Annotated in this window: 11 protein-coding genes; 8 read left to right on the forward strand and 3 right to left on the reverse strand. The window is 39.3% G+C overall.

Translation table 11 applies throughout. The features are described 5' to 3' along the window. Window positions 1–80 precede the first annotated feature (80 nt). Window positions 81–4511, reverse strand: coding sequence for a translocation/assembly module TamB domain-containing protein (locus D1013_RS14280; RefSeq protein ID WP_240467945.1), 4431 nt, complete (start codon window positions 4509–4511; stop codon window positions 81–83). 91 nt (window positions 4512–4602) lie between these two features. On the opposite strand from D1013_RS14280, the gene tsaD reads away from it, so the two are divergent. The 8 genes from tsaD (at window position 4603) to D1013_RS14320 (ending at window position 18745) form a co-directional block, all read left to right on the forward strand. Then, window positions 4603–5634, forward strand: coding sequence for a tRNA (adenosine(37)-N6)-threonylcarbamoyltransferase complex transferase subunit TsaD (gene tsaD / locus D1013_RS14285; RefSeq protein ID WP_121849480.1), 1032 nt, complete (start codon window positions 4603–4605; stop codon window positions 5632–5634). A gap of 3 nt (window positions 5635–5637) precedes the next feature. Continuing rightward, window positions 5638–6345 carry a 16S rRNA (uracil(1498)-N(3))-methyltransferase gene (locus D1013_RS14290; RefSeq protein WP_121849481.1) on the forward strand — a complete coding sequence of 236 codons (708 nt, stop codon included), beginning with the start codon at window positions 5638–5640 and terminating at the stop codon, window positions 6343–6345. Between the two features lie 164 nt (window positions 6346–6509). Then, complete coding sequence (locus D1013_RS14295) at window positions 6510–7157, forward strand: DUF4159 domain-containing protein (RefSeq protein ID WP_121849482.1); 648 nt, start codon at window positions 6510–6512, stop codon at window positions 7155–7157. 44 nt (window positions 7158–7201) lie between these two features. Then, window positions 7202–8302 carry an AI-2E family transporter gene (locus tag D1013_RS14300; protein ID WP_121850742.1) on the forward strand — a complete coding sequence of 367 codons (1101 nt, stop codon included), beginning with the start codon at window positions 7202–7204 and terminating at the stop codon, window positions 8300–8302. A 7-nt stretch (window positions 8303–8309) separates the two neighbouring features. Continuing rightward, window positions 8310–9488 (forward strand): class I SAM-dependent methyltransferase, encoded by a 1179-nt coding sequence (locus tag D1013_RS14305; protein ID WP_121850741.1) that lies wholly within the window; start codon window positions 8310–8312, stop codon window positions 9486–9488. 420 nt (window positions 9489–9908) lie between these two features. Next, window positions 9909–13238, forward strand: a complete 3330-nt coding sequence (locus tag D1013_RS14310; RefSeq protein ID WP_121849483.1) for a SusC/RagA family TonB-linked outer membrane protein — start codon at window positions 9909–9911, stop codon at window positions 13236–13238. A 66-nt stretch (window positions 13239–13304) separates the two neighbouring features. Next, window positions 13305–15050: a RagB/SusD family nutrient uptake outer membrane protein gene (locus D1013_RS14315; RefSeq protein ID WP_121849484.1), complete on the forward strand. Its 1746-nt coding sequence runs from the start codon at window positions 13305–13307 to the stop codon at window positions 15048–15050. 113 nt (window positions 15051–15163) lie between these two features. Further along, complete coding sequence (locus D1013_RS14320; RefSeq protein WP_121849485.1) at window positions 15164–18745, forward strand: VCBS repeat-containing protein; 3582 nt, start codon at window positions 15164–15166, stop codon at window positions 18743–18745. Between the two features lie 49 nt (window positions 18746–18794). Here the strand turns inward: D1013_RS14320 and D1013_RS14325 are convergent, their stop codons facing one another. After that, on the reverse strand, window positions 18795–20201 hold the full coding sequence (locus D1013_RS14325) for a sulfatase family protein (RefSeq protein WP_225621550.1): 1407 nt from the start codon (window positions 20199–20201) through the stop codon (window positions 18795–18797). Between the two features lie 99 nt (window positions 20202–20300). After that, window positions 20301–21035, reverse strand: a complete 735-nt coding sequence (locus D1013_RS14330) for a carboxylesterase family protein (protein ID WP_121849486.1) — start codon at window positions 21033–21035, stop codon at window positions 20301–20303. Between the last annotated feature and the right edge of the window lie 95 nt (window positions 21036–21130).

A 21130-nucleotide genomic window follows, 5' to 3' on the forward strand; every position in this document is an offset into this window, starting at 1 on the left:
TTGCATTTTTCGGCAGTTATCTGCAACCTGATTCTTGCCTTCTATTTCACAATTACTTAGTCGCAAAAGAAGTCTAAAGTTTACTTTAAGTTTTTGCCTTTAGGATAGAATCGCAAAAGACTATCCCTACCCATAACGGCTGTCGGGGTTGCGCTGGTAGATGGCAGATTTTTCTTGGGCTCTTCTTTGGGTTCTTTTCTTAACAACGAACGAAAGAGCTCTCTAAAGCTATTAAAATCGACCTCATATTGAAGACCTACGCCTTGCGTATAACCAAACCGATCTGCCAGATATTCTTGAATCTCATTCTCACGATTGAAAAACTTGGCACTTAACGTACCCTCTTCGTTTAACAAGAGCTGAATTTCAAAATTTCCGGCAACCACGGTTTCCGTTGTTCCGCCGACCGGTACACCTACTTTTCCATTAAAAAGTAGCCGATCGCTAATTTGTGTGCTTACGGTAAAACCGATTCTGTTTTCAGTTTGAAAATCGGCGTTTCGATCCAATATGCCCTGTTCATACGATAAACCCAAGTTGAACTTATCATTTTCCCCCAATACTTGGTTCAATAGTCCTGAGGCACTTTGTAATAAATTACCAGTCACGGCTTGTTGATTAATACCTGTCTGGTCATTGACAAAAGAGCCTTGTGCCAGCAAGAAAAGGGCGTTCTGCTCTTCAACAGTAGGATCTTGTAATCGATATTGTAATTCAGACTGAATAATAGAGTTGGTACCGGGAAAATCGATGTTAAACTCTATATCAGGGCTCTCCAGGTCATCGGTCAATTTGATGACCACCTCAGTAGGTATTCGTCGGGTATAACCGGGATTGTCCAATAGTGGTGCCGGGTTGGCGTTCAAAGAGTAAACGGCTTCCAAATCTAACGTTGCTTTTAAAGGCTCTCGATCCCATACAATGGTACCCCCAGGTTTCACCTGAAAGGTCTTATTGATTACACCACCAAATTTGTAATTATATTGACCGTTCACTACAACGAAATCTCCATACATCTCGAACGCCCCCCTAGTATTGATCCTTATCAACAAAATTCCGACCCCACTACCCTTTAATGAACTGCCCGTTTTGGTGTCGGTTACTATTTCAACCTCAGCATCTGGTGTTACGTCTAAATCAAATGTCAGCTCGAGGCCCTGAAACTCGTCTATTACCCTTGTTTCCTCTATAGTATTGTGTCCATTTTTACCAACAAAATTTATAAACGAATAATCGCCTATCGAAGCGACATCACTTAGAGGTATTTTTAACGAAGTTCCTGCTGCGGTACTACCTTCGACATTTATATTAAGGGCATTGGTCGGGCCGAATATTCTACCTTTGCCGTTTAGATAGCCCGTACCATAATACAGAACCTCTTCCTCATATTCCGTATTAAGTATTAATAAAGGATTGTCATTGGTATCAACATTCAAATCAAGCAACCAGTTATCAAAAAAAGAATGGCTGATCGTACCGTCTAGGGTTGCCTTCGTTTTTTTATCAACGTCTGTGACCCTGATCTGATCAAAATCAAAGGTCTGCTTCGTCAAGTTCACCCTTGAATTCTGCGCAAAGTCATAATCAACGTTTAAATACGGTATTCCTAAGCCTGCATTATCTAAAGTAAGTATTCCACTAAAATCCGGATTGTTAACTGGCCCATCAATACGAGCGTTACCGCTGACATCTCCGCGAATATTACTTAGTATATCCTCACCTAAAGGAGCAAAGGGTTCTAAATCAAAACCGTCGAAATTCACTAATAATTTAGCCTCGGGCATATCACCCTGATTTAGAATATTACCGACAATACCCAGCTTTTCACGGCCCTTATCGGTTATTTGGGAGTTGACCACGAAATCGGTCAAATCTTTATTACCCACAATACCCAACGACAAATCACCCAAACGGATATCGTTTATCGAAAAATCTTCTACTCCTAAATTTGAGGAAGGCAAGTAAACATTGTCTTTTTGTAGAATATTCAAAGTACCATTGACCTCCCCTTGTAACTTTAAGCTATCAATGGCCGGTGTAATCTTATTCAAGGATACAATCTTGAACTGTAACTGAAGATCTTTGTAAGTCGAGTCAGCCAACTCTCCCCTGAGCCTAATTTGCTCCTCTTCACTATTGTTCATAACAATTTCTTCAATACTAATACTATCTAAGGTTCTATTGAGAACGACTTTGTTCTTATCATTGCCCTCTTTGTTCAGCACCCAAGTATTCCCCTTAAAACTAACATCAGAAGTTTTCAGACCGATAACCGATTTATTCTCTTTGTTAAAAGTGTGATAGAAATTAAGATTATAACTATCGTTTAGGTTGCTACCCCCTTTGAATTCGGTTCTAAAGAACAAAGTGTCTTTCAAAGTGGTATTTATCAGCCTAAAATCTTTAACATCGTAGTAATTTGTTTTCAAATCACCAACCGAAACAAACGTGTTGAAAAGCGGATTTTTGTTATCAATTCTAACATCAATACTATCGGCCTCGTTACCATAGGCGACGATACTTGGTGATTTAAAATTCAGTTTAAAATCACCATCATCGGCCACGATGTTACCCCTAATGAAAGTATTGGGGTCAAATTTCACTTCAGGAAAGAAAACATCAACAATCTTATTATAGATTTTAAAGTTAAAGGCCAACGATTGCCCTTTAGAAATGGTAAACGGTCGATAATTGGTGTAAATACTACCCAATGAGTTTTGCACCAGCTTACCGAGTTCACGAACCTTGAAGCTACCTTTCATATACCCGGTAATGATATCAGGGGAATTGATGTCTATAATGCGGGTAGAATCGTTTTCAAATTTGGAAGAAACTTTAAAGTCTTCGAAATAGTAGGTGTCATTTTTATTTTGAAAAACCGTTTTGGTAAAATTGATGTCACCCATCAAATTATCTAAAGTATTACCGGTAATGTTCATGTTGACATTACCCTTGAAGATGGAAATACTATCGTTGATGAAGTTCAGTTTTTTAAGGTCGGCATAATCAACAGAAGCAATGAAATTAAAGTCATTTCTATTTTCCCCAAAGTCTGCCAGCCCTTTAAAACTGAATTTTAAATTTTCGTCATTACTGATCAGCGTACCATCGAACAGTTGCTCTTTTAGAATACCACTCACCTTAATATCGGTGTACTCATAATTATTAAAAGATACCGAGTAAACCTCGCCAATTACCTCGGTATTCAAGGTTTCTTGCACAAAACCCTTACCCTCAACATTAAAATCAAGGGTGGCCTTGCCTAAACGCTTATTTTCTACAAAATCACCTAAATCAAAGTCAATCAAAGAAACAAAACCTTCATAGGTGGCATTATCGATATTATTCACATTGGCTAGCTCTAAATCAGCATAACTGCTACCAATGGCAGTGTTTAGGTTAACTTTGGCATCGATAGATGATTCTGTAATAAGAGCATCACCCCTAATAGTGAACTGACCTAGTTTTTGAAAGGAAGATGGTAAAGATTTACCCAAAATATTGGGCATTAATGACCTAAGTTCGTAATAACTCGAGGTAACATTTCTCATGTCGGCCTTCATGATAAAAGGGTCAGCACGACTAAAAAGATTTTTAAAATTGAAATCACCTCTGATGCCCGTATTATCCGACTGAAGAAACAGTTCTTCGGTGTTCAGGTCGTTTAATACACCGCTTACCTTGGTAGAAAAATTAACTTCTTTACCCCTCCCGAACTGATCATACAACAAATTGATTTCATCGAAGGCCACTGCCGAATCTTCAAAATCGGCCGTCAACTTAACCTTGTTCAGGAAATCGGCAAAGTCTTTTCGCTCATATTCAAAAATCAAATTTCCTTTCAAGTGCGAGCTATGAGTTCTTATGGACAGGGAGTCAAAGCTCATTTGCTGTTTCGTATACTTGAAATCAGTGGTCATGTGCTCAACATTGATTCCCCTTTGGCTTAAAAACGCCATTTCTTCAATAGAGACACTAACTTCTGGTCCCAAAATCTGAAAATCATTTGCACCGATATTCAACTCGGCAAAATTGAGCATTTCTTCAGTCTCCCTATTTTCATCCAACAGGCGAAAAGTACTGTTGGCGATATTAACGCGAGAAGAAGAAAAGAAAAATGGTTGTGTGCCCGGTTTTCTCGGCTGCCCATCATCAAGCTTATCGATAAAGACCTCTAGATTGGTATTCTTATCATCTCGATAAGTTTTCAGTTTAAAATCGAGCTTCTCAATATCAATATCACCAAATTCTAATTGACCGTTGACCAAATTTCTAATGCTCAAAACCGAGGTGGTAAGCCTATCGATGTAAAAAAGAGTGTCTTTTTTATAATCCTCGATAAAAACACCTTCCAAATTAGTGTCCCAAGAAATCAAGGAGACTCTTAGCTTATCGATATTGATATTGACCCCAAAGTCTTTATTGATGGTATTTGTAGCATATTTAGCAAAGCTTGTTTGAACGAAAGGCAAAGAAAGCACCAGTGTACCTAGAACACAGATCAAAATGATCACCAGAACAGTTCTAACCAGTATTTTTCTTAGTTTTTTGATAGGATCAATATGTTTTACCTTTGCTCATCCAACTTTTATTCCAAACTCGGTGGAAAAAGAACCAATTTACATCCTTGCCATTGAATCATCATGTGATGATACATCGGCCGCAATACTGAACCATAAAAATGTGCTCAGCAACATAACCGCATCACAAAAAATTCATGAGGAATATGGGGGTGTCGTACCTGAACTCGCTTCACGGGCACATCAGCAAAATATTGTACCCGTAGTGCATCAAGCTTTGAACAAGGCAAATATCGACAAAAAACTTATATCGGCCATAGCTTTTACGAGGGGGCCGGGCTTAATGGGATCTCTTTTAGTAGGCACTTCATTTGCAAAATCTCTTGCCCTTGGACTCGACGTGCCGCTCATTGAGGTAAACCATATGCAAGCACATATTTTGGCCCATTTTATTGAAGGTCAAGAAGACGGCATACCAGAGTTTCCTTTTCTTGCGATGACCATTAGTGGTGGCCACACCCAAATCGTTCTTGTAAAGGATTATTTTGACATGGAAATACTTGGCGAAACTTTGGATGATGCCGTGGGTGAAGCTTTTGACAAAAGCGCCAAAATTTTAGGCTTACCTTACCCTGGCGGGCCGCTAGTTGACAAATATGCCAAAGAGGGAAATGCCGATGCATTTCAATTTCCAAAACCAAAGGTCGAAGGACTCAATTTCAGCTTTAGCGGATTAAAAACAAGTATTCTTTATTTCATTCAAAAAGAGACCGCTAAAAACCCGAATTTCATTGAAGAAAACTTAGTTGATATCTGCGCCTCCATACAGAAAACAATCATTGGTATTTTAATGGACAAATTGAAAAAAGCAGTCAAGCAGACCGGAATTAAAAATATTGCCATCGGAGGTGGCGTTTCTGCCAATTCGGGCATTCGCAATGCCCTTCGAACGGCCGAAAAAAATCGAGGATGGAAAACTTACATTCCAAAATTCGAATACTGCACCGACAATGCCGCCATGATTGGTATTGTTGGTTACCTAAAATTCAACGAGATGGATTTTACCAACCAATCAGTTAGCGCAAAGGCACGATACAAGATAACCCAAAATTAAATCATGCAGCTTTTTTACCACCCTCATCTCGACCAAAGCGTATCGCAATTCACCTTTCCGGAAGAGGAAAGCAAACACATTGTAAGAGTTTTAAGAAAAAAAGCAGGTGACACCCTTAAAGTTACCAATGGCAAGGGCTTTCTATTTGAATCGACTATTGTGTCGGCTGAGCCAAAGAAGTGTGTTGCCGAAGTCACATCCTCTGAAAAACAACATCAAAAAATGCATTGGTTTCATATGGTGGTTGCGCCGACCAAGACCAACGACAGATTTGAATGGTTTCTAGAAAAAGCTACCGAAATCGGGGTCAATGAAATCACACCTATATTTTGCGAGCATTCAGAAAGAAAGAGCGTTAAAAAAGAACGTCTTGAAAAAGTCGTTCTCTCGGCAATGAAGCAAAGTTTAAGAACTTATTTACCCAAATTGAACGATGCTATTACTTTCTCTGAATTTATGGAGAGTGACAAAGGCGGACTTCTATTTATTGCTCATTGTGAGGATGAGGAAAAAGTAGACCTCAAAAGACGTGTTGCCCCTGACCAAGATATTACCATAATGATCGGTCCTGAGGGTGATTTTTCACACCATGAGATTAAGACTGCTTACGACAAAGGCTTCCTTCCCGTCTCCCTCGGTCATTATCGTCTAAGAACAGAGACCGCTGCCTTGGTAGCCTGCACAACCGTTAACCTTATCAATAATGGATAAACAACTTTCTAAAAGAGATTGTAACGAATTAGCTTACAAATAATTAAAATAAGAAAGGTGAACTATTAATTGAATTGAAAGGAATGCTGCTTCAAAATTATCAATCTAAACCGGTGCATTATTCATACATTTGATTATCAGGCCAAGGCTCAGACTTTAAGCAAATGAAATACTATTTATTATGGGTTTTTATTGCAACCCTGACTTTAAACTATAGTGCCGCTCAAGAAATTGCCGTATTAAAATATAATGGTGGGGGCGATTGGTACGCCAACCCAACTGCACTACCGAATCTAATTCGCTTTTGCAATACCAATTTAAAAACTACGATAGACGAGAAACCGGAAACCGTAGAAGCTGGCAGCAGCTCTATTTTTCAATTCCCGTTTCTTCATATGACCGGACATGGAAACGTTGTTTTTTCGGAAGAGGAAGCGGAGAATATAAGAACATATCTTTATTCAGGCGGTTTTTTGCACATAGATGACAACTACGGTATGGCCCCTTACCTTAAAAAAGCACTACAAACCATTTTTCCCGAAAAAGAGCTTGCAGAACTCGACCGAGAACATGCTATTTTCAACAGCGCCTACCCATTTCCCGACGGGTTGCCCAAAATTCATGAACACGATGGAAAGCGACCCCAGGCAATGGGCATTTTTCACGAGAACCGGCTAGTTTTGTTATTTACCACGGAAAGTGATTTAGGTGACGGATGGGAAGACCCCACTGTGCACAATGATCCGAAAGAAGTTAGAACGAAGGCACTGCAAATGGGGGCGAATATTATTTCATATGTTTTCAGGAATTGAGCAATATTAATTAATCAAATGCCATGGCGGAAGTAAATAAAAAAATTAGCTCTAAGATTATCTCCCAAGGTATATTACGAGCCGTTGGCATTATTTTGGGCATAGCGCTATTGCTATATTTTTTATGGAAGATTCAATCGGTAATAGCCTACTTGGCTTTTGCCGCAGTTATCGCTTTAATCGGAAGGCCAATTGTACTTTTCTTGCGCCGAAAATTGAGATTGCCCAATACACTGGCGGTCATTCTCACCATGTTGTTTATGGTAGCCATTTTAGCGGGAATCATATCTCTTTTCGTTCCCTTGATTTCCGAGCAAGGAAAGAATTTGTCGCTACTGGATATCAATAAATTACAAACCAACGTCAGAACACTTTACCTCGAGATTATGGATTATTTTGGGGCTACTCCAGAAGTAGTGGGCGAAATAATACAGGAAAGTGAACTGGAAAAAACAATCATCGACCGATTGGATATTGGGTTCATACCCAATTTCTTAAACTCCTTTTTAAATGTTTTAAGCTCTGCCAGCATCGGGCTGTTCTCGGTACTGTTCATTACTTTTTTCTTTTTAAAGGATAGCAAGTTGTTCCAAAGAGGCATTTTAGCCTTTGTTCCTCAAAATCGGGAAGCAGGAACCGTCAACTCCATGGAAAAGATCAACAATCTTCTATCGCGCTATTTCGTGGGGCTTTTGCTGCAAATTTTTATTCTTTTTGTCATTTACACCATTACGCTTTTGATTATTGGAATTGAAAATGCTATCGTAATCGCCTTTCTATGCGCTCTTTTCAACATCATACCCTATGTAGGCCCTCTTATTGGCGGAGCGATTATGATAGTACTAACCATGACCAGCAATTTAGGAATGGATTTCAGCACGGTAATCTTACCTAAAACAGGTTACGTTTTAATAGGTCTGGTGGTAGGTCAATTGGTCGATAATTTCTTCTCCCAGCCGTTTATTTTTTCAAACAGCGTTAAATCGCATCCCTTAGAAATATTCTTGATCATTATCATTGCCGGATTACTTTTTGGAGTCGTCGGAATGATAGTTGCAGTACCTGGATATACGGCAATAAAGGTGATTTTAAAGGAGTTTTTAGCAGAGAACAAGCTTGTTAAATCCCTCACCAAAACCTTATAGTCATATTTTGAATAAGAACATACTAAAATCTGGTGTTCAAGAATTTATAAGTAAAAAAAAGTCTACTGACATCATGTCAGTACTGCTTAAAAAACAATATTTTGATGGAATAGACAACAAAGAGCTGGCCGAGCAGATTGTGGCTAGAGAAAAGTGCCAGAAAAAACTTCCTACTTGGTTCAACAGTAAAGAAATTTATTACCCCAATAAACTAAATATTGAACAGACATCTTCTGAAACAACGGCCGAATACAAGTCTGATTTGGTCAGCGGAAAATCGCTCATTGATCTTACGGGCGGTTTCGGTGTCGACTCGTTTTATTTCAGTAATTCATTTGATAAAATTATTCACTGCGAGATTGACCAAGAGTTATCAAAAATTGTAGCCCATAATTATTTAAAACTCCAAAAAAAGAATGTAGAGACTATTAATGCAGACGGCATCGAGCACCTTCAAAAAAGCACTGAAAAGTTTGATTGCATTTATTTAGATCCGTCAAGGCGCGATGAATCACTCAACCGGGTTTTTCTTTTTTCTGATTGTTCACCTAACATTGTAGAAAATCTACCCCTGCTCTTATCAAAATGTCGAAAGCTACTGATCAAAACTTCACCCTTGATTGATGTATCTTCAGGTATGAGAGAATTGAATTCAGTAAAGCAGATACACATTGTAGCCGTTGATAATGATGTAAAAGAAATACTTTGGCTGATAGATAAAGGCGAAGAAACCGAAGTTGCTGTACATACGGTCAATTTTGTCAAGACCGAAATTCAAAAATTTTCTTTTCAGTTAGATACCGAAAGGCAAATATCAACTGAAACGTCAGAACCACTCACCTACCTTTACGAACCTAATGCAGCCATTCTGAAATCAGGTGCCTTTAAAAGCATTGCTCCAGTGTACAACTTAAAGAAACTGGCCACGAATACTCATTTGTATACTTCAAAATACAAGATGGATTTTCCCGGGCGGATTTTTAGGATTCAAAAAGTGATTCCGTTTCAGAAAAAAGCCATTATAAAAGAAGGAATAAAAAAGGCAAATGTAACTACCCGTAACTTTCCAGAATCTGTGGCGAAAATCAGACATAGATTCAAAATAAAAGATGGCGGAATAGATTACCTTTTTTTCACCACTCTTTCCAATGGCGATTTGGTCATTATTTTCTGTCTGAAAGAGTAATTTCCTTAATCTTCTCTTTCGCAATATCGAGAGTGTTCGTAACAATCTAGACATTAAAGAATGACAATTTTCAATTTTATAATTCAAATTGATTCTCGAAATTTCATTAACTTAAATTTGTAGGAAAATATACCTTAATTACCTCGATGAAGAATTTTCTTATCAATAGTGATATCCTCAAAAATATATCCCTTAAAATAGTACAAAACCAGTATTATCAGCGTATTGAAAGAATTCAATAAATTAATAGAGAAAATTTAAACTTTCCAAAAATCAAAATATCACAATTATCATCTTTATGATTCATAAAATTTTGTTATTATTACTCAAGTTTTAGGCTTTTGTTAACTTTTACCAAAAGTAATTTTAGCGATTGGCTTATAAACTAGACTCAATTAAAACTAACAAACAACACGTATTATGAATCAAAAATGCGATTACAATTCGTTAAAGTCCAAGGGGAGATTTTCCCTAGCAGGATTAGGACTTTTTTCGATTTTTATGCTGGGGTCACAAGTGACTTTAGCGAATCCTGAACCAACAGTTAGTGTTTCGGTAAGTATTTTTCAATCAACCGTATCAGGAACTGTTGTAGATAGTGAAGGTGTTCCCCTGCCCGGAGCCAATGTTTTTGAAAAAGGCACCACAAACGGGACCCAAACCGACTTTGATGGTAAATTTAGTTTAGAAGTCGATTCGCAAGCTACGCTTGTCATTAGTTATTTAGGCTTCAAATCACAAGAGGTAGCCGTCAATGGTCAAACAAGTATTAATATTACGTTGGCGGAAGACTCAGCTCAATTAGACGAGGTGGTTGTTACGGGTTATCAAACCGAAACAAAACGTGAGACCACAGCTGCGGTTTCCGTTGTTCAAGCTGAAAAATTAGCCGCCATACCATCGGGTAACGTCGAACAGCAGTTACAAGGTAGAGTTGCAGGTGTAACTGTCTTAACAAACGGACAACCAGGTACAACTAGCCAAATTAGAATTCGAGGGTTTGGTGCTTTCGGTGGTAATGAACCATTATATGTAGTTGATGGTCTACCGGTAGGAAACACTGAATTCTTAAACCCTGATGACATCGAGACTACAACAGTTCTAAAAGATGCGGCGGCAGCTTCTATTTATGGTGCTAGAGCCGCGAACGGGGTTGTTGTCTATACGACTAAATCTGGTTCAAGAGGTAAACGCAAAACTGAAATGACAATTAACATTTCTAGTGGTGTAAGCGACCCTAATTCTAATGGTGCAATAAAAACCCTAAGCCCTTATGACCAAGCGAGGTATACTCATATTGCCTACGAAAACAATGCTGCAGTAAGTGGTGATCCAGTAGAATACAATCACCCTCAGTACGGATCCAATCCAACACCGGTATTACCTGAGTATTTGTATGCAGATGGTCTGAACGGCGTGTCCGCCAGTGAAATCAATTTTGCCCAGATAGCTCAAAATTACGAAAATGACCCAGAGAACACTTTCTTGATTAAGTCGAACTTAGCTGGAACCAATTGGTATAAAGAGATTACCCGAATTGCCCCCATAAGCCGATTTTCTGTAGGTTTTAATGGCGGTACTGACAACGGTCGCTTTTACACTGGTATATCAGGTCAGACTCAAGCTGGTATATTATTAAACAATGATTTTGAAAGGTATACGGCCAGATTTAATTCTGAATGGGATATTGCTCCTTGGTTAAGCATCGGTGAGAATTTTCAGGCAACCTATAGGTCTGTAACTGGCGGCTTTGGTGGTGAAGGCGGTATCGGTGGCGCAGATGACGAATCCCGTATTACAGATGCTATTCGTATGTCTCAAATAATACCCGTTTATGATGAATTCGGAAGTTTTGCCAGTACGAAAGCGGCAGGTTTCGGTAACCCTAGAAACCCTGTGAGGGTTCTAAAAAATGATGATGGAAATGATCAAGCTTACGGAATCGGTGGAACCGGAAATGTTTATGTGCTTTTAAAACCTATCGATGGGTTAACGTTGCGCTCGAGCCTAGGAGGAAGCTATAATAATTCTCATTTTGTGGGTTATAGCTATAGATATCTTGGAGATGCAGAGCCTCAAGCAAACAATGGCTATAGTGAAGGAAGTAGCTACTTTTTTAGCTGGACTTTCACTAATACAGCTAGTTATGACAAATTGTTCGGCAAACACAGAATTAAAGCTTTGGTAGGCGTTGAAGCCTTAAATACCGGTAAAGGTAGAAATATTAACGGATCAGGCACCAACCCTTTTTCAACTGATGTTGATTTTCAAAGTCTGAGCGTTGTACAAAACCCTGTGGTCAACAGTAGCCAATTTAAAGGTGTTAACTTCTATTCCATTTTTGGTAAACTTGATTATAATTTTGATGAAAAGTATTATCTGACAGGCGTACTTCGTCGAGATGGTGCCTCCCGTTTTGGGGGTAACAACAGATACGGGGTGTTTCCTGCCGTATCCGGTGCTTGGAGGGTAATCGCTGAACCATTTATGCAAAACCAAGATTTTGTTTCAGATTTAAAAGTACGTGGTGGTTGGGGCCAAATGGGAAATTCCAACAATGTAAACCCTAACAATCAATATTCTTTGTATGCCTCTAATAGGGCTGGAACCTTTTATCAAACAACAGGTCAGGCCTCAGGCGCTGATGAAGGTTTTGCAGCTAGCCGAATTGGTAATCCAAATGCCAAATGGGAAACGAGTACATCTACAAACATAGGTTTTGATTTAAGTTTGTTTAACAATAGACTTGAATTTATCTTCGATTGGTGGAAAAAAGATACTGAAGACCTACTTTATCAATTGCCTTTACCTGGAGTAACTGGTAACTTTGCAGCAGCGCCCTCAGTAAATATTGCCAAAATGTCCAACAAAGGTGTTGATTTTGAAATCATTGGCAGGGGCAATCTAACTGAAGATTTTACTTTTGAAGCAAGTGTAACAGCGGCTTTCTTAAAAAATGAAATTGTCTCTTTGGCTCCTGGACTCGAATTTTTTGACGGACCAGCAGTTAGAGATATCGTTGCTACAAGAAATGCGGTCGGGCAATCGCTTTCTGCCTTTTATGGCTATAATGTGATTGGTTATTTTAATTCTCAGGCCGAAGTAGATGCCAATGTATATACCAACGAAGAAGGCCAGACTGTGCCCGCTCAAGATGGACAGGGTCTAGGGCGATTTAAGTATGAAGATGTAAATGGAGATGGAAGAATTACTCCGGACGATAGGAAATTTTTAGGAAGCCCTGTTCCTGACTTCACTGGAGGTCTAACCCTTAACCTTAAGTACAAGCAATTAGAATTCGAGACTTATTGGTACACTTCTATCGGTAACGAAATATGGAACCAAACCAAATGGTATACCGATTTCTATGGAACATTCGAAGGAGCTGCGAAAGGTACAGCTGCATTCAAGTCGTGGACACCTGAACTTGGTAATAATGCCGTAGCCCCTCGGTGGGAAAGCGCTTCTAATTTTAGTACCAATACCGTTGGCAATTCTTGGTATGTTGAAGATGGCACCTACGTGCGCTTACAACGTTTGGCTCTTTCTTATGACTTCAGAGATTTAACCGAAAGGCTAGGCCTTACAAAACTAAGAATAGGTTTAGCGGCCAATAATATCTGGACGATAACTAACTATGGCGGTATCGATCCCGGTGTGGGCGGTGGTGTTGATACCAATTTCGGTATTGACATTGGGAATTATCCAGTATCCCCACAATATCTGATTAACTTTGAAATTGGTATATAATCTCTAATCGATAAGAAATAATCATGATAATATCATATATAAAAACGATATATTTAGAAAATAGTTATGAAAACAAATAGAAATACTAACAGATTGATAATTGTATTGGTGACCATGCTTGGTTTTGGTTCGTCTTGCAGCGATGAGTTTTTGGAGGTCCCTCCTACTGGTGTACTAGCGGACGCCCAAGTAAGCACTGCCGATGGAATTGACGGACTATTGATTGGTGCATACTCAATGTTGAATGGGTATCTTACAGGAAATAGAGGTTCTACCCCGAATAATTGGTTAACTGGATCTATACTAGGAGGTGATGCCAATAAAGGTACTGATCCTGGTGATGGGGCTAATTTAGCTACTTTTCAAAGGTTTCAAGCTGATGCCACTTTTGCTGAAGTTAATGAGTTATGGAAAGCTCGGTATGAAGGAGTAAATCGCTGTAACGTAGTTTTGAGAACAGTCGCGGAAAACATAGATGTTCTGACTGCGGAGAAAAGTACCAGTGTTCAAGCACAAGCAAGAATGTTGCGAGGTCACTTTTATTTTGATTTGAAGAAGCAATTTAATAATATAGTTGTTTTTGATGAAAATGTGCCAACAGAAGAAATTCCGAACATTCCGAATAATGGAGACGCTTGGGCCCAAATTGAGGCAGATTTTCAATTTGCCTATGATAATTTGCCCGAACAAACCGATGCAGGAAGGGTAAACAAATGGGCCGCTGCCGCCTATATGGGTAAAGCAAAGCTATATCAGGGCAAATTTGACGAAGCAAAAGATTGGTTCGACGATTTTATAGCTAACGGCGTTAACTATAATGGTGAAAAATTCGCTTTAGAACCTAGCTATCCACAGATTTTTAATGCAGAAAATGACAATCATAATGAAACAGTTATGGATGTCGAATCTTCTAATGCCACAGGAAGTGTAAATAACTCAAACTGGTTTGATGACTTGAACTATCCATATCTAACAGGTGTTGAAGGGCCAGGTGATTGCTGTGGTTTCTTTCAACCTAGCTTTGAATTGGCCAACTCTTTCAGAACTACTCCAGAAGGTTTACCACTTCTTGATAAATCTTATAGAGATTCCGAAAATGAACTTGTTACGGATATGGGTGTTGCTTCCACTGCTGATTTTACGCCCGACAGTGGTCCTTTAGACCCAAGAATTGACTTTTCTATAGGTAGAAGAGATATCCCCTATTTAGGTTGGAAACCTCACCCTGGTCAAGCTTGGATTCGTGTTCAGAGCTATGGCGGCCCTTATTCTCCTAAGAAATTTGTTTACTATGCCGGTCAAGATGGATCATTTACTGATACCAGCTCATGGACAAGGGGTTACGCTACTATGAATTATCCTATCATTCGTTATGCCGATGTACTTTTAATGGCTGCGGAAGCAGAAATAGAAGCTGGAACCTTAGAACAAGCAAGAACTTATGTAAATTTAGTTCGGGCAAGGGCTGCAAACTCAGAATTTTGGATCAAGAACGATGATGGTAGTGATGCCGCCAACTATGTTATTGCCGAATATCCCGAATCGCAATTTGCAACTCCTGAATCTGCAAGAGAGGCAGTATATTTCGAAAGAAAACTTGAGCTTTCAGGCGAAGGACACAGATTTTTTGATTTAGTTCGTTGGGGTATTGCTGACGAAGAAATCAATGAATATCTTGATTACGAAGTACAATATTTACAAAGTGCTTATTCCGGTGCTCAATTTACACCTGGCAAAGATGAGTATAGAGCTATTCCACAAACTCAACTAGATTTACAACCTGGAGTACTAACTCAGAACCCTGGTTATTAATCAAATCCAATTTTTATAAAAAGCTGCCCCTTTTGGGGTGGCTTTTTTTGTTTCTTGCAGAGGCTTTGCCATATTTGCTTAAACTTTCAATTTAATTTCGATAATATTACTAGATGAAGCAATTCACGAATAAAGTAAGGCTAGGTTTTTACATTTTCGCATGCCTCGCGTTCATCCACTGTAAAGAAAAAAAGCCTACTTCTAGGTTCAGTTTGGTCGATTCAAAAGATTCAGGTATTATTTTCAACAATCAACTTACTGAGAACGACTCTATAAACATCATCGATAACGAATTCGTTTACAACGGTGCCGGAGTCGCTCTAGGAGACCTGAACGGTGATGGCTTAGATGACATCTTTTTTGCAGGAAACCAAGTTTCAAATAAGTTATTTTTAAATAAGGGCAATCTTAAATTCAAAGATGTTTCCCTTGAATCAAAAATAGAGAAGCGAGATACGCTTGAATGGTCTTCAGGTGTTTCACTTATTGACATCAATACTGATGGCAAACTTGATATCTACGTATGTAATACTTTTAGGAAAGAAGAACACTTACGAAAAAATTTGCTCTATATCAACCAAGGTAACAACCAAGAAGGTGTTCCGTATTTCAAGGAGGAGGCGGAAACTTATGGAATAGCAGATGATACTTACTCCTCACACGCACAATTTTTTGACTTTGACCAAGATGGCGATCTAGACCTTTTTATCGGGGTTAATCGAATTGAAGGTATTGATCCTACCCAGTTTAGACCACTTGATGATGACGGTACATCACTAAGCAAGGACAAACTCTATGAAAACACCTATAATGACAGCCTTCAAAAACAGGTCTTTATTGATGTCTCAGATAAGGCCGGAATTAAATACCATGGCTACAGTCACAGCACCATCATTAATGATTTCAATCAAGACGGCTGGTTAGATATTTATGTAGCGAATGATTTCTTAAGTAACGATTTGGTCTACATCAATAACCATGATGGCACATTTACCAATAGAGCAAGAGAGATGTTCAAACATTTCAGTCTATCATCAATGGGTAGCGATATAGCCGATATAGATAATAATGGCACTTTAGAGCTCTATACTACAGAAATGCAGCCTTACTATAACAAGAGAAAGAAACTTTTTCAAGGGCCTAGTAGCTACCAAAAAGAGATTTTTACAAAAAAGTACGATTACGAAAAACAATATACCCGCAACACCTTACAGACCAGCCAAGGGGTCAACCCCGATACCGGTCTCCCCATTTACGGAGAGATAGCAATGCACTCCAATGTAAAAGAAACTGATTGGAGTTGGACACCACTTTTTGCCGATTACGACAATGATGGATTGCAAGATCTTTTTATCACAAACGGATTCCCCAAAGACGTAACGGACAGAGATTTTGGCGATTTCAAGGCCGCCGCCAGCAGATTAGTAAGTAAACAAAAACTTATTGACGCTATTCCTGAAATAAAAATTCCAAATTTCATGTTTAGAAATTCTGGTCACTTGCAGTTTGATGATGTTACCGCTTCATGGGGGCTTAACTTCCCGACTTATTCGAGCGGAGCAGCCTATGGAGATTTAGATAATGATGGTGACCTAGACCTAGTAGTCAATAATATTAATGATAATGCCCTTCTACTAGAAAACCATACACAAGAATTAGATGGTGCCAACCACTTCTTAAGAGTGTTTTTAAAGGGATCAAATAAGAATCCTGCTGCTATTGGAACATTTGTAGAAATTTTTTCCGATAGTATAAGACAGAAAAAAATGCTCTTATCTGGGCGGGGGTATTTATCGCAACCAGAAAATATACTTCACTTTGGCCTAGGAACGAAAGACCAAATAGACAGTTTGCAGATAACATGGCCAAATGGGTTAAAACAGATTGTTACCAATTTCGGTATGGATACATTGCTTACTATTTCTTATGACGAAAGCAAAACCATTTCCAAGTCTTCTATTACTCAAAACAATCAGGCGATATTAAAAAATGTTGGAAAGAAGTATAATTTAGAACATTTAAGCAGAGATCATGACTTTATCGATTTCAACTTTCAAAGAACCATACCCCATAAGTTTTCACAATACGGACCATCCATAGCGATTGGTGATATAAACGGTGATTTCCTTGATGACATGTTCGTGGCAGCCAGCCGAAACTTTGAACAAAAATGGTTTATTCAACAAAAAGATGGCACTTTCAAACAAGAAGGTGTCGCCTACAAAAAATCTGAAAAATTGGAGGAGGAAGATGCAGGTACCTTGCTCTTTGATGCAGATAATGACGGTGATTTAGATTTGTACATTGCCAGAGGTTGTGCCCAGTACCCTGAGGGTCATGATTATTATCAAGACTTGCTCATGATCAATGATGGCAAAGGCAACTTTGAACAGTTGGATAATGCTTTACCCCATATGAAGGCGAACGCTTCAGCGGTAAAAGCCGCAGATTTTGATAGAGACGGCGATCTTGATCTCTTTGTAGGAAGCAGGGTATTACCATTTACCTACCCAAAAGCTGACCGTTCGTACATACTGCGTAACGATAGTTCTAGCGATGAAATTAAATTTACAGATGTCACTCAAGAAATAGCAACCGAATTATCATATCCTGGGCTGATCAGTGATGCCTTGTGGACGGATTTCAATGGTGATTCTTGGCCTGATTTAATTTTGGCCGGTGAATGGATGCCTTTGAGATTCTTTAAAAATGACAGAGGGAAACTAAGAGAGATTACTGAATCTACAGGCTTGGCCAACTATCTTGGTTGGTGGAATAGTTTGGCCTCAGCCGATATAGATAATGATGGAGATATAGATTATATCGCGGGCAATGTGGGTGAAAACATCAATTTTAAAGCGACCAAAGATGAGCCGGTCAGGGTATATGCAAAGGATCTGGATAACAACGGAACAGTAGACCCGTTAATTTCTTATTTCTTACGGGATAGCGTCGGTGTGAAAAAAGAGTATTTGTACCACCCGTGGCAAGATGTAACCAAGCAATACGTAGGCATTCGAAAAAAGTTCAATTCGTTTGGAGATTTTGGAGAATCGACCTTGCCTGAAATGTTTTCTGATGGCCTTTTGGATGATGCTACCGTTCTATCTATGAATTATATGAAAACCTCATGGATTGAGAATCTAGGCGATGGTCAATTCAAAATGCATGCTTTACCTGTCGAAACACAACTTGCTCCAGTTTATGGCATTCTGCCCTACGATTTCGAATCTGACGGAAACATCGATTTATTCCTCATTGGAAATGACTTTGGCATGGAGGTGCAACAAGGTCCCGCAGATGCCCTTGTCGGCGTGTCATTAAAAAATAATGGGAAAGGCAAATTCAGCACCCTACCATTAGAGAAAAGTCATTTTTTTGTACCGCGTGATGGAAAGAGTATTGCATCTCTAAATATTGCCAATTCTAGTAATCTAATTATTGCTTCACAAAACAATGACTCCCTAAGAACTTTTGAGCCGAACATTAAACTTCAAAAACAACTTATTCGCCTAGAGAACAACGAAGTGAAAGCAATACTTCACCTTTCTAGCGGAAAGACACAAATTCGCGAATTCTATTGGGGCTCTACTTTTCAGTCGCAATCCAGTCGTTATATTGAGCCTTCCGAATCGATTCGAAAAGTTGAATTATTCAATAATAATGGCGAATTGACCAGAACATTGGAAGATTAAAAAGATATCCTCCAAAGAAGAAGAAGAAAAGCCCCAAATTGGGGCTTTTTCAATACTCATTAGGGTGTTTATAATCGCCGTAACGATATTTAATGGTTCTTTTTAATGGTATCTGCATGCCGTCAGTAGCTTCTAACCAATCGTAAATAGCTGTAGACATTTCTTTAACGATTTCCTGTTTGTCGGGATCGGCAATCAGGTTGTACATTTCATCAGGGTCATTTTCCAAATCGTATAGTTCGTTTCGGTCCCAGATACCCTGAAATTTCATGTATTTGTATTTGTCGGTTCGCATACCAAAAACTGTTGGTGTCATTGGAAAATCGTATTCCCAAAAATATTCATAGAATACTTCTTTTCTTGATGACTCCTTTTCCCCTGAAAGGATTGGAATAAATGAAACCCCCGGCATATGCTCAGGTTTTTGAACACCGGCTTCGGCTAAAACGGTTGGGCCAATATCAATATTCTGTACCATAGCTTTAGGCTTCACTCCTCCCTCAAAAATATCAGGACATCTAACCAATAGCGGTACTTTTACCGATTCCTCATAAAAATGCCTCTTGTCGATAAGGCCATGTTCGCCCCAACTAAAGCCGTTATCACCCATATATATTACTAACGTAGATTCGTCTAGGCCTTCTTGTTTTAACCACTCCATTACGCTACCTATACTTTCGTCCACCCCCAGAAGAGTCTCACAATAATCGACCACCATTTCGTGAATATCACGATTCTCATGGTACATATAATCAACCCCATGCCAACTGACCCGTTGATCAGCGACCCATTGGGGCCATTTCAAATCTCTATACTTTCCTGTTTTGGTTTGGTCATAAGTTGATGGCAAGGCAATTTGTTTGCCCTTATACCTGCCTTTATGCCGGCGCGCAGGTTTAAATGCGGCATGTACCGCCTTATGTGAAAGGTAGAGAAAGAAAGGCTTCTTTTTATCCCGATTGTCAAGCCACTCCAAAGCGTGATCGGTAAGTAAATCGGTAATATAGGTAGAATCTTTATAAGCAACTCTTTCGCCGTTAATATTTAGGGTGGGGTTGTAATATACGCCTTGGCCAGGAAAACTTTCCCAATGACTGAAACCTGGTTGGGGTTCATCACCATGGTCGCCCATATGCCATTTTCCAAAAAAACCCGTCTGATACCCTGCTTTTTGGAGATACTGGGGAAAATAGGTGAGATTACCGGGATCTGGCGCCTGATTATCGACGATGGTGTGGTTATGTGAAAATTGACCTGTTAAAATTGATGCTCTACTGGGGGAGCATAAAGAAGTAGTAACAAAGGCATTGGAAAAGTAAGCGCCTTCAGAGGCAAGCTTATCCATATTTGGGGTTTCCAACCACGGAACCTTACCAGTGAACCCCATGTAGTCATACCTATGATCATCGGTTAAAATAAAGATGACATTTCGACGTTTCTTTTTAGTCTTAAGCATGGGGTCAGTTTTTGCTTGGAGCTGCATTGGTGCAAATACCATAAAAACAAGCCAAAGTTTGATGAAGTTCATAAGTTAATTGAGTTGGATTAAATCGTTTTAGTTTAAATTCTCTCGTGATTGTTGCATCAACCATTCGTAAAGTTCTTCGGTATTGTATGCCTGCACCCAAGAATCGTGGCCAACTCCAGGGTATTTGGTGAATCGAACATCATAGCCCATCGATTTCAGCTTACCGACCATCTCTTCCGACTCACTGATGGGTATCGATTCATCTTCTGTGCCATGAAAAACCCAAATGGAAGTTTTCTTGTCAATCCATGCGGCATAGGGCGCCGGGGCCATACCGCAAACGATAGCTAATGCAGCGAATTTTTCAGGATATTGAACGGCCATCTCCCATGCCGCTCCTCCACCCCTACTAAGGCCTGTAAGCAGTAACCTGTTTTTATCTATCCTATTATTCTCAACAATAGTGTCAAGAAGTTGGGCCAAAGCCCTGGTATTCCACCATTTCTTTCGGTGTGGATTTTGAGGTGCCAGTATCAAAAATGGAAACTTTTTGCCCCTGGCAATCAATTTTGGTGGTCCGTTTCGCTTTACGGTTACCAAGCTATCACCAGATTCTCCTCCCCCGTGCAAAAACAGTAATAACGGAAACTTTTTATCCGGCTCATCTTCATATTCTTCTGGGTAATAAAGATAATAGTCAAAATTTTCTTTAGTAACCGTTTCTTGTCTTGCATCAATGAGACGTGAAGACGATTGCGAAGCGCAACCTTGGGCAAACAATACTAAAATCAGGAGCAATACTAGAATTCTTGTTTTCAACATAGATGATGATTTGGGGAAAAACCGCAACCACGTTAAAGTACAAAGAAATAAAAATAGGTACAAAAAAGAAACGGATGCCCTTTGGCATCCGTTCA

This window comes from Euzebyella marina (assembly GCF_003687485.1).
Taxonomy (GTDB): Bacteria; Bacteroidota; Bacteroidia; order Flavobacteriales; family Flavobacteriaceae; genus Euzebyella; species Euzebyella marina.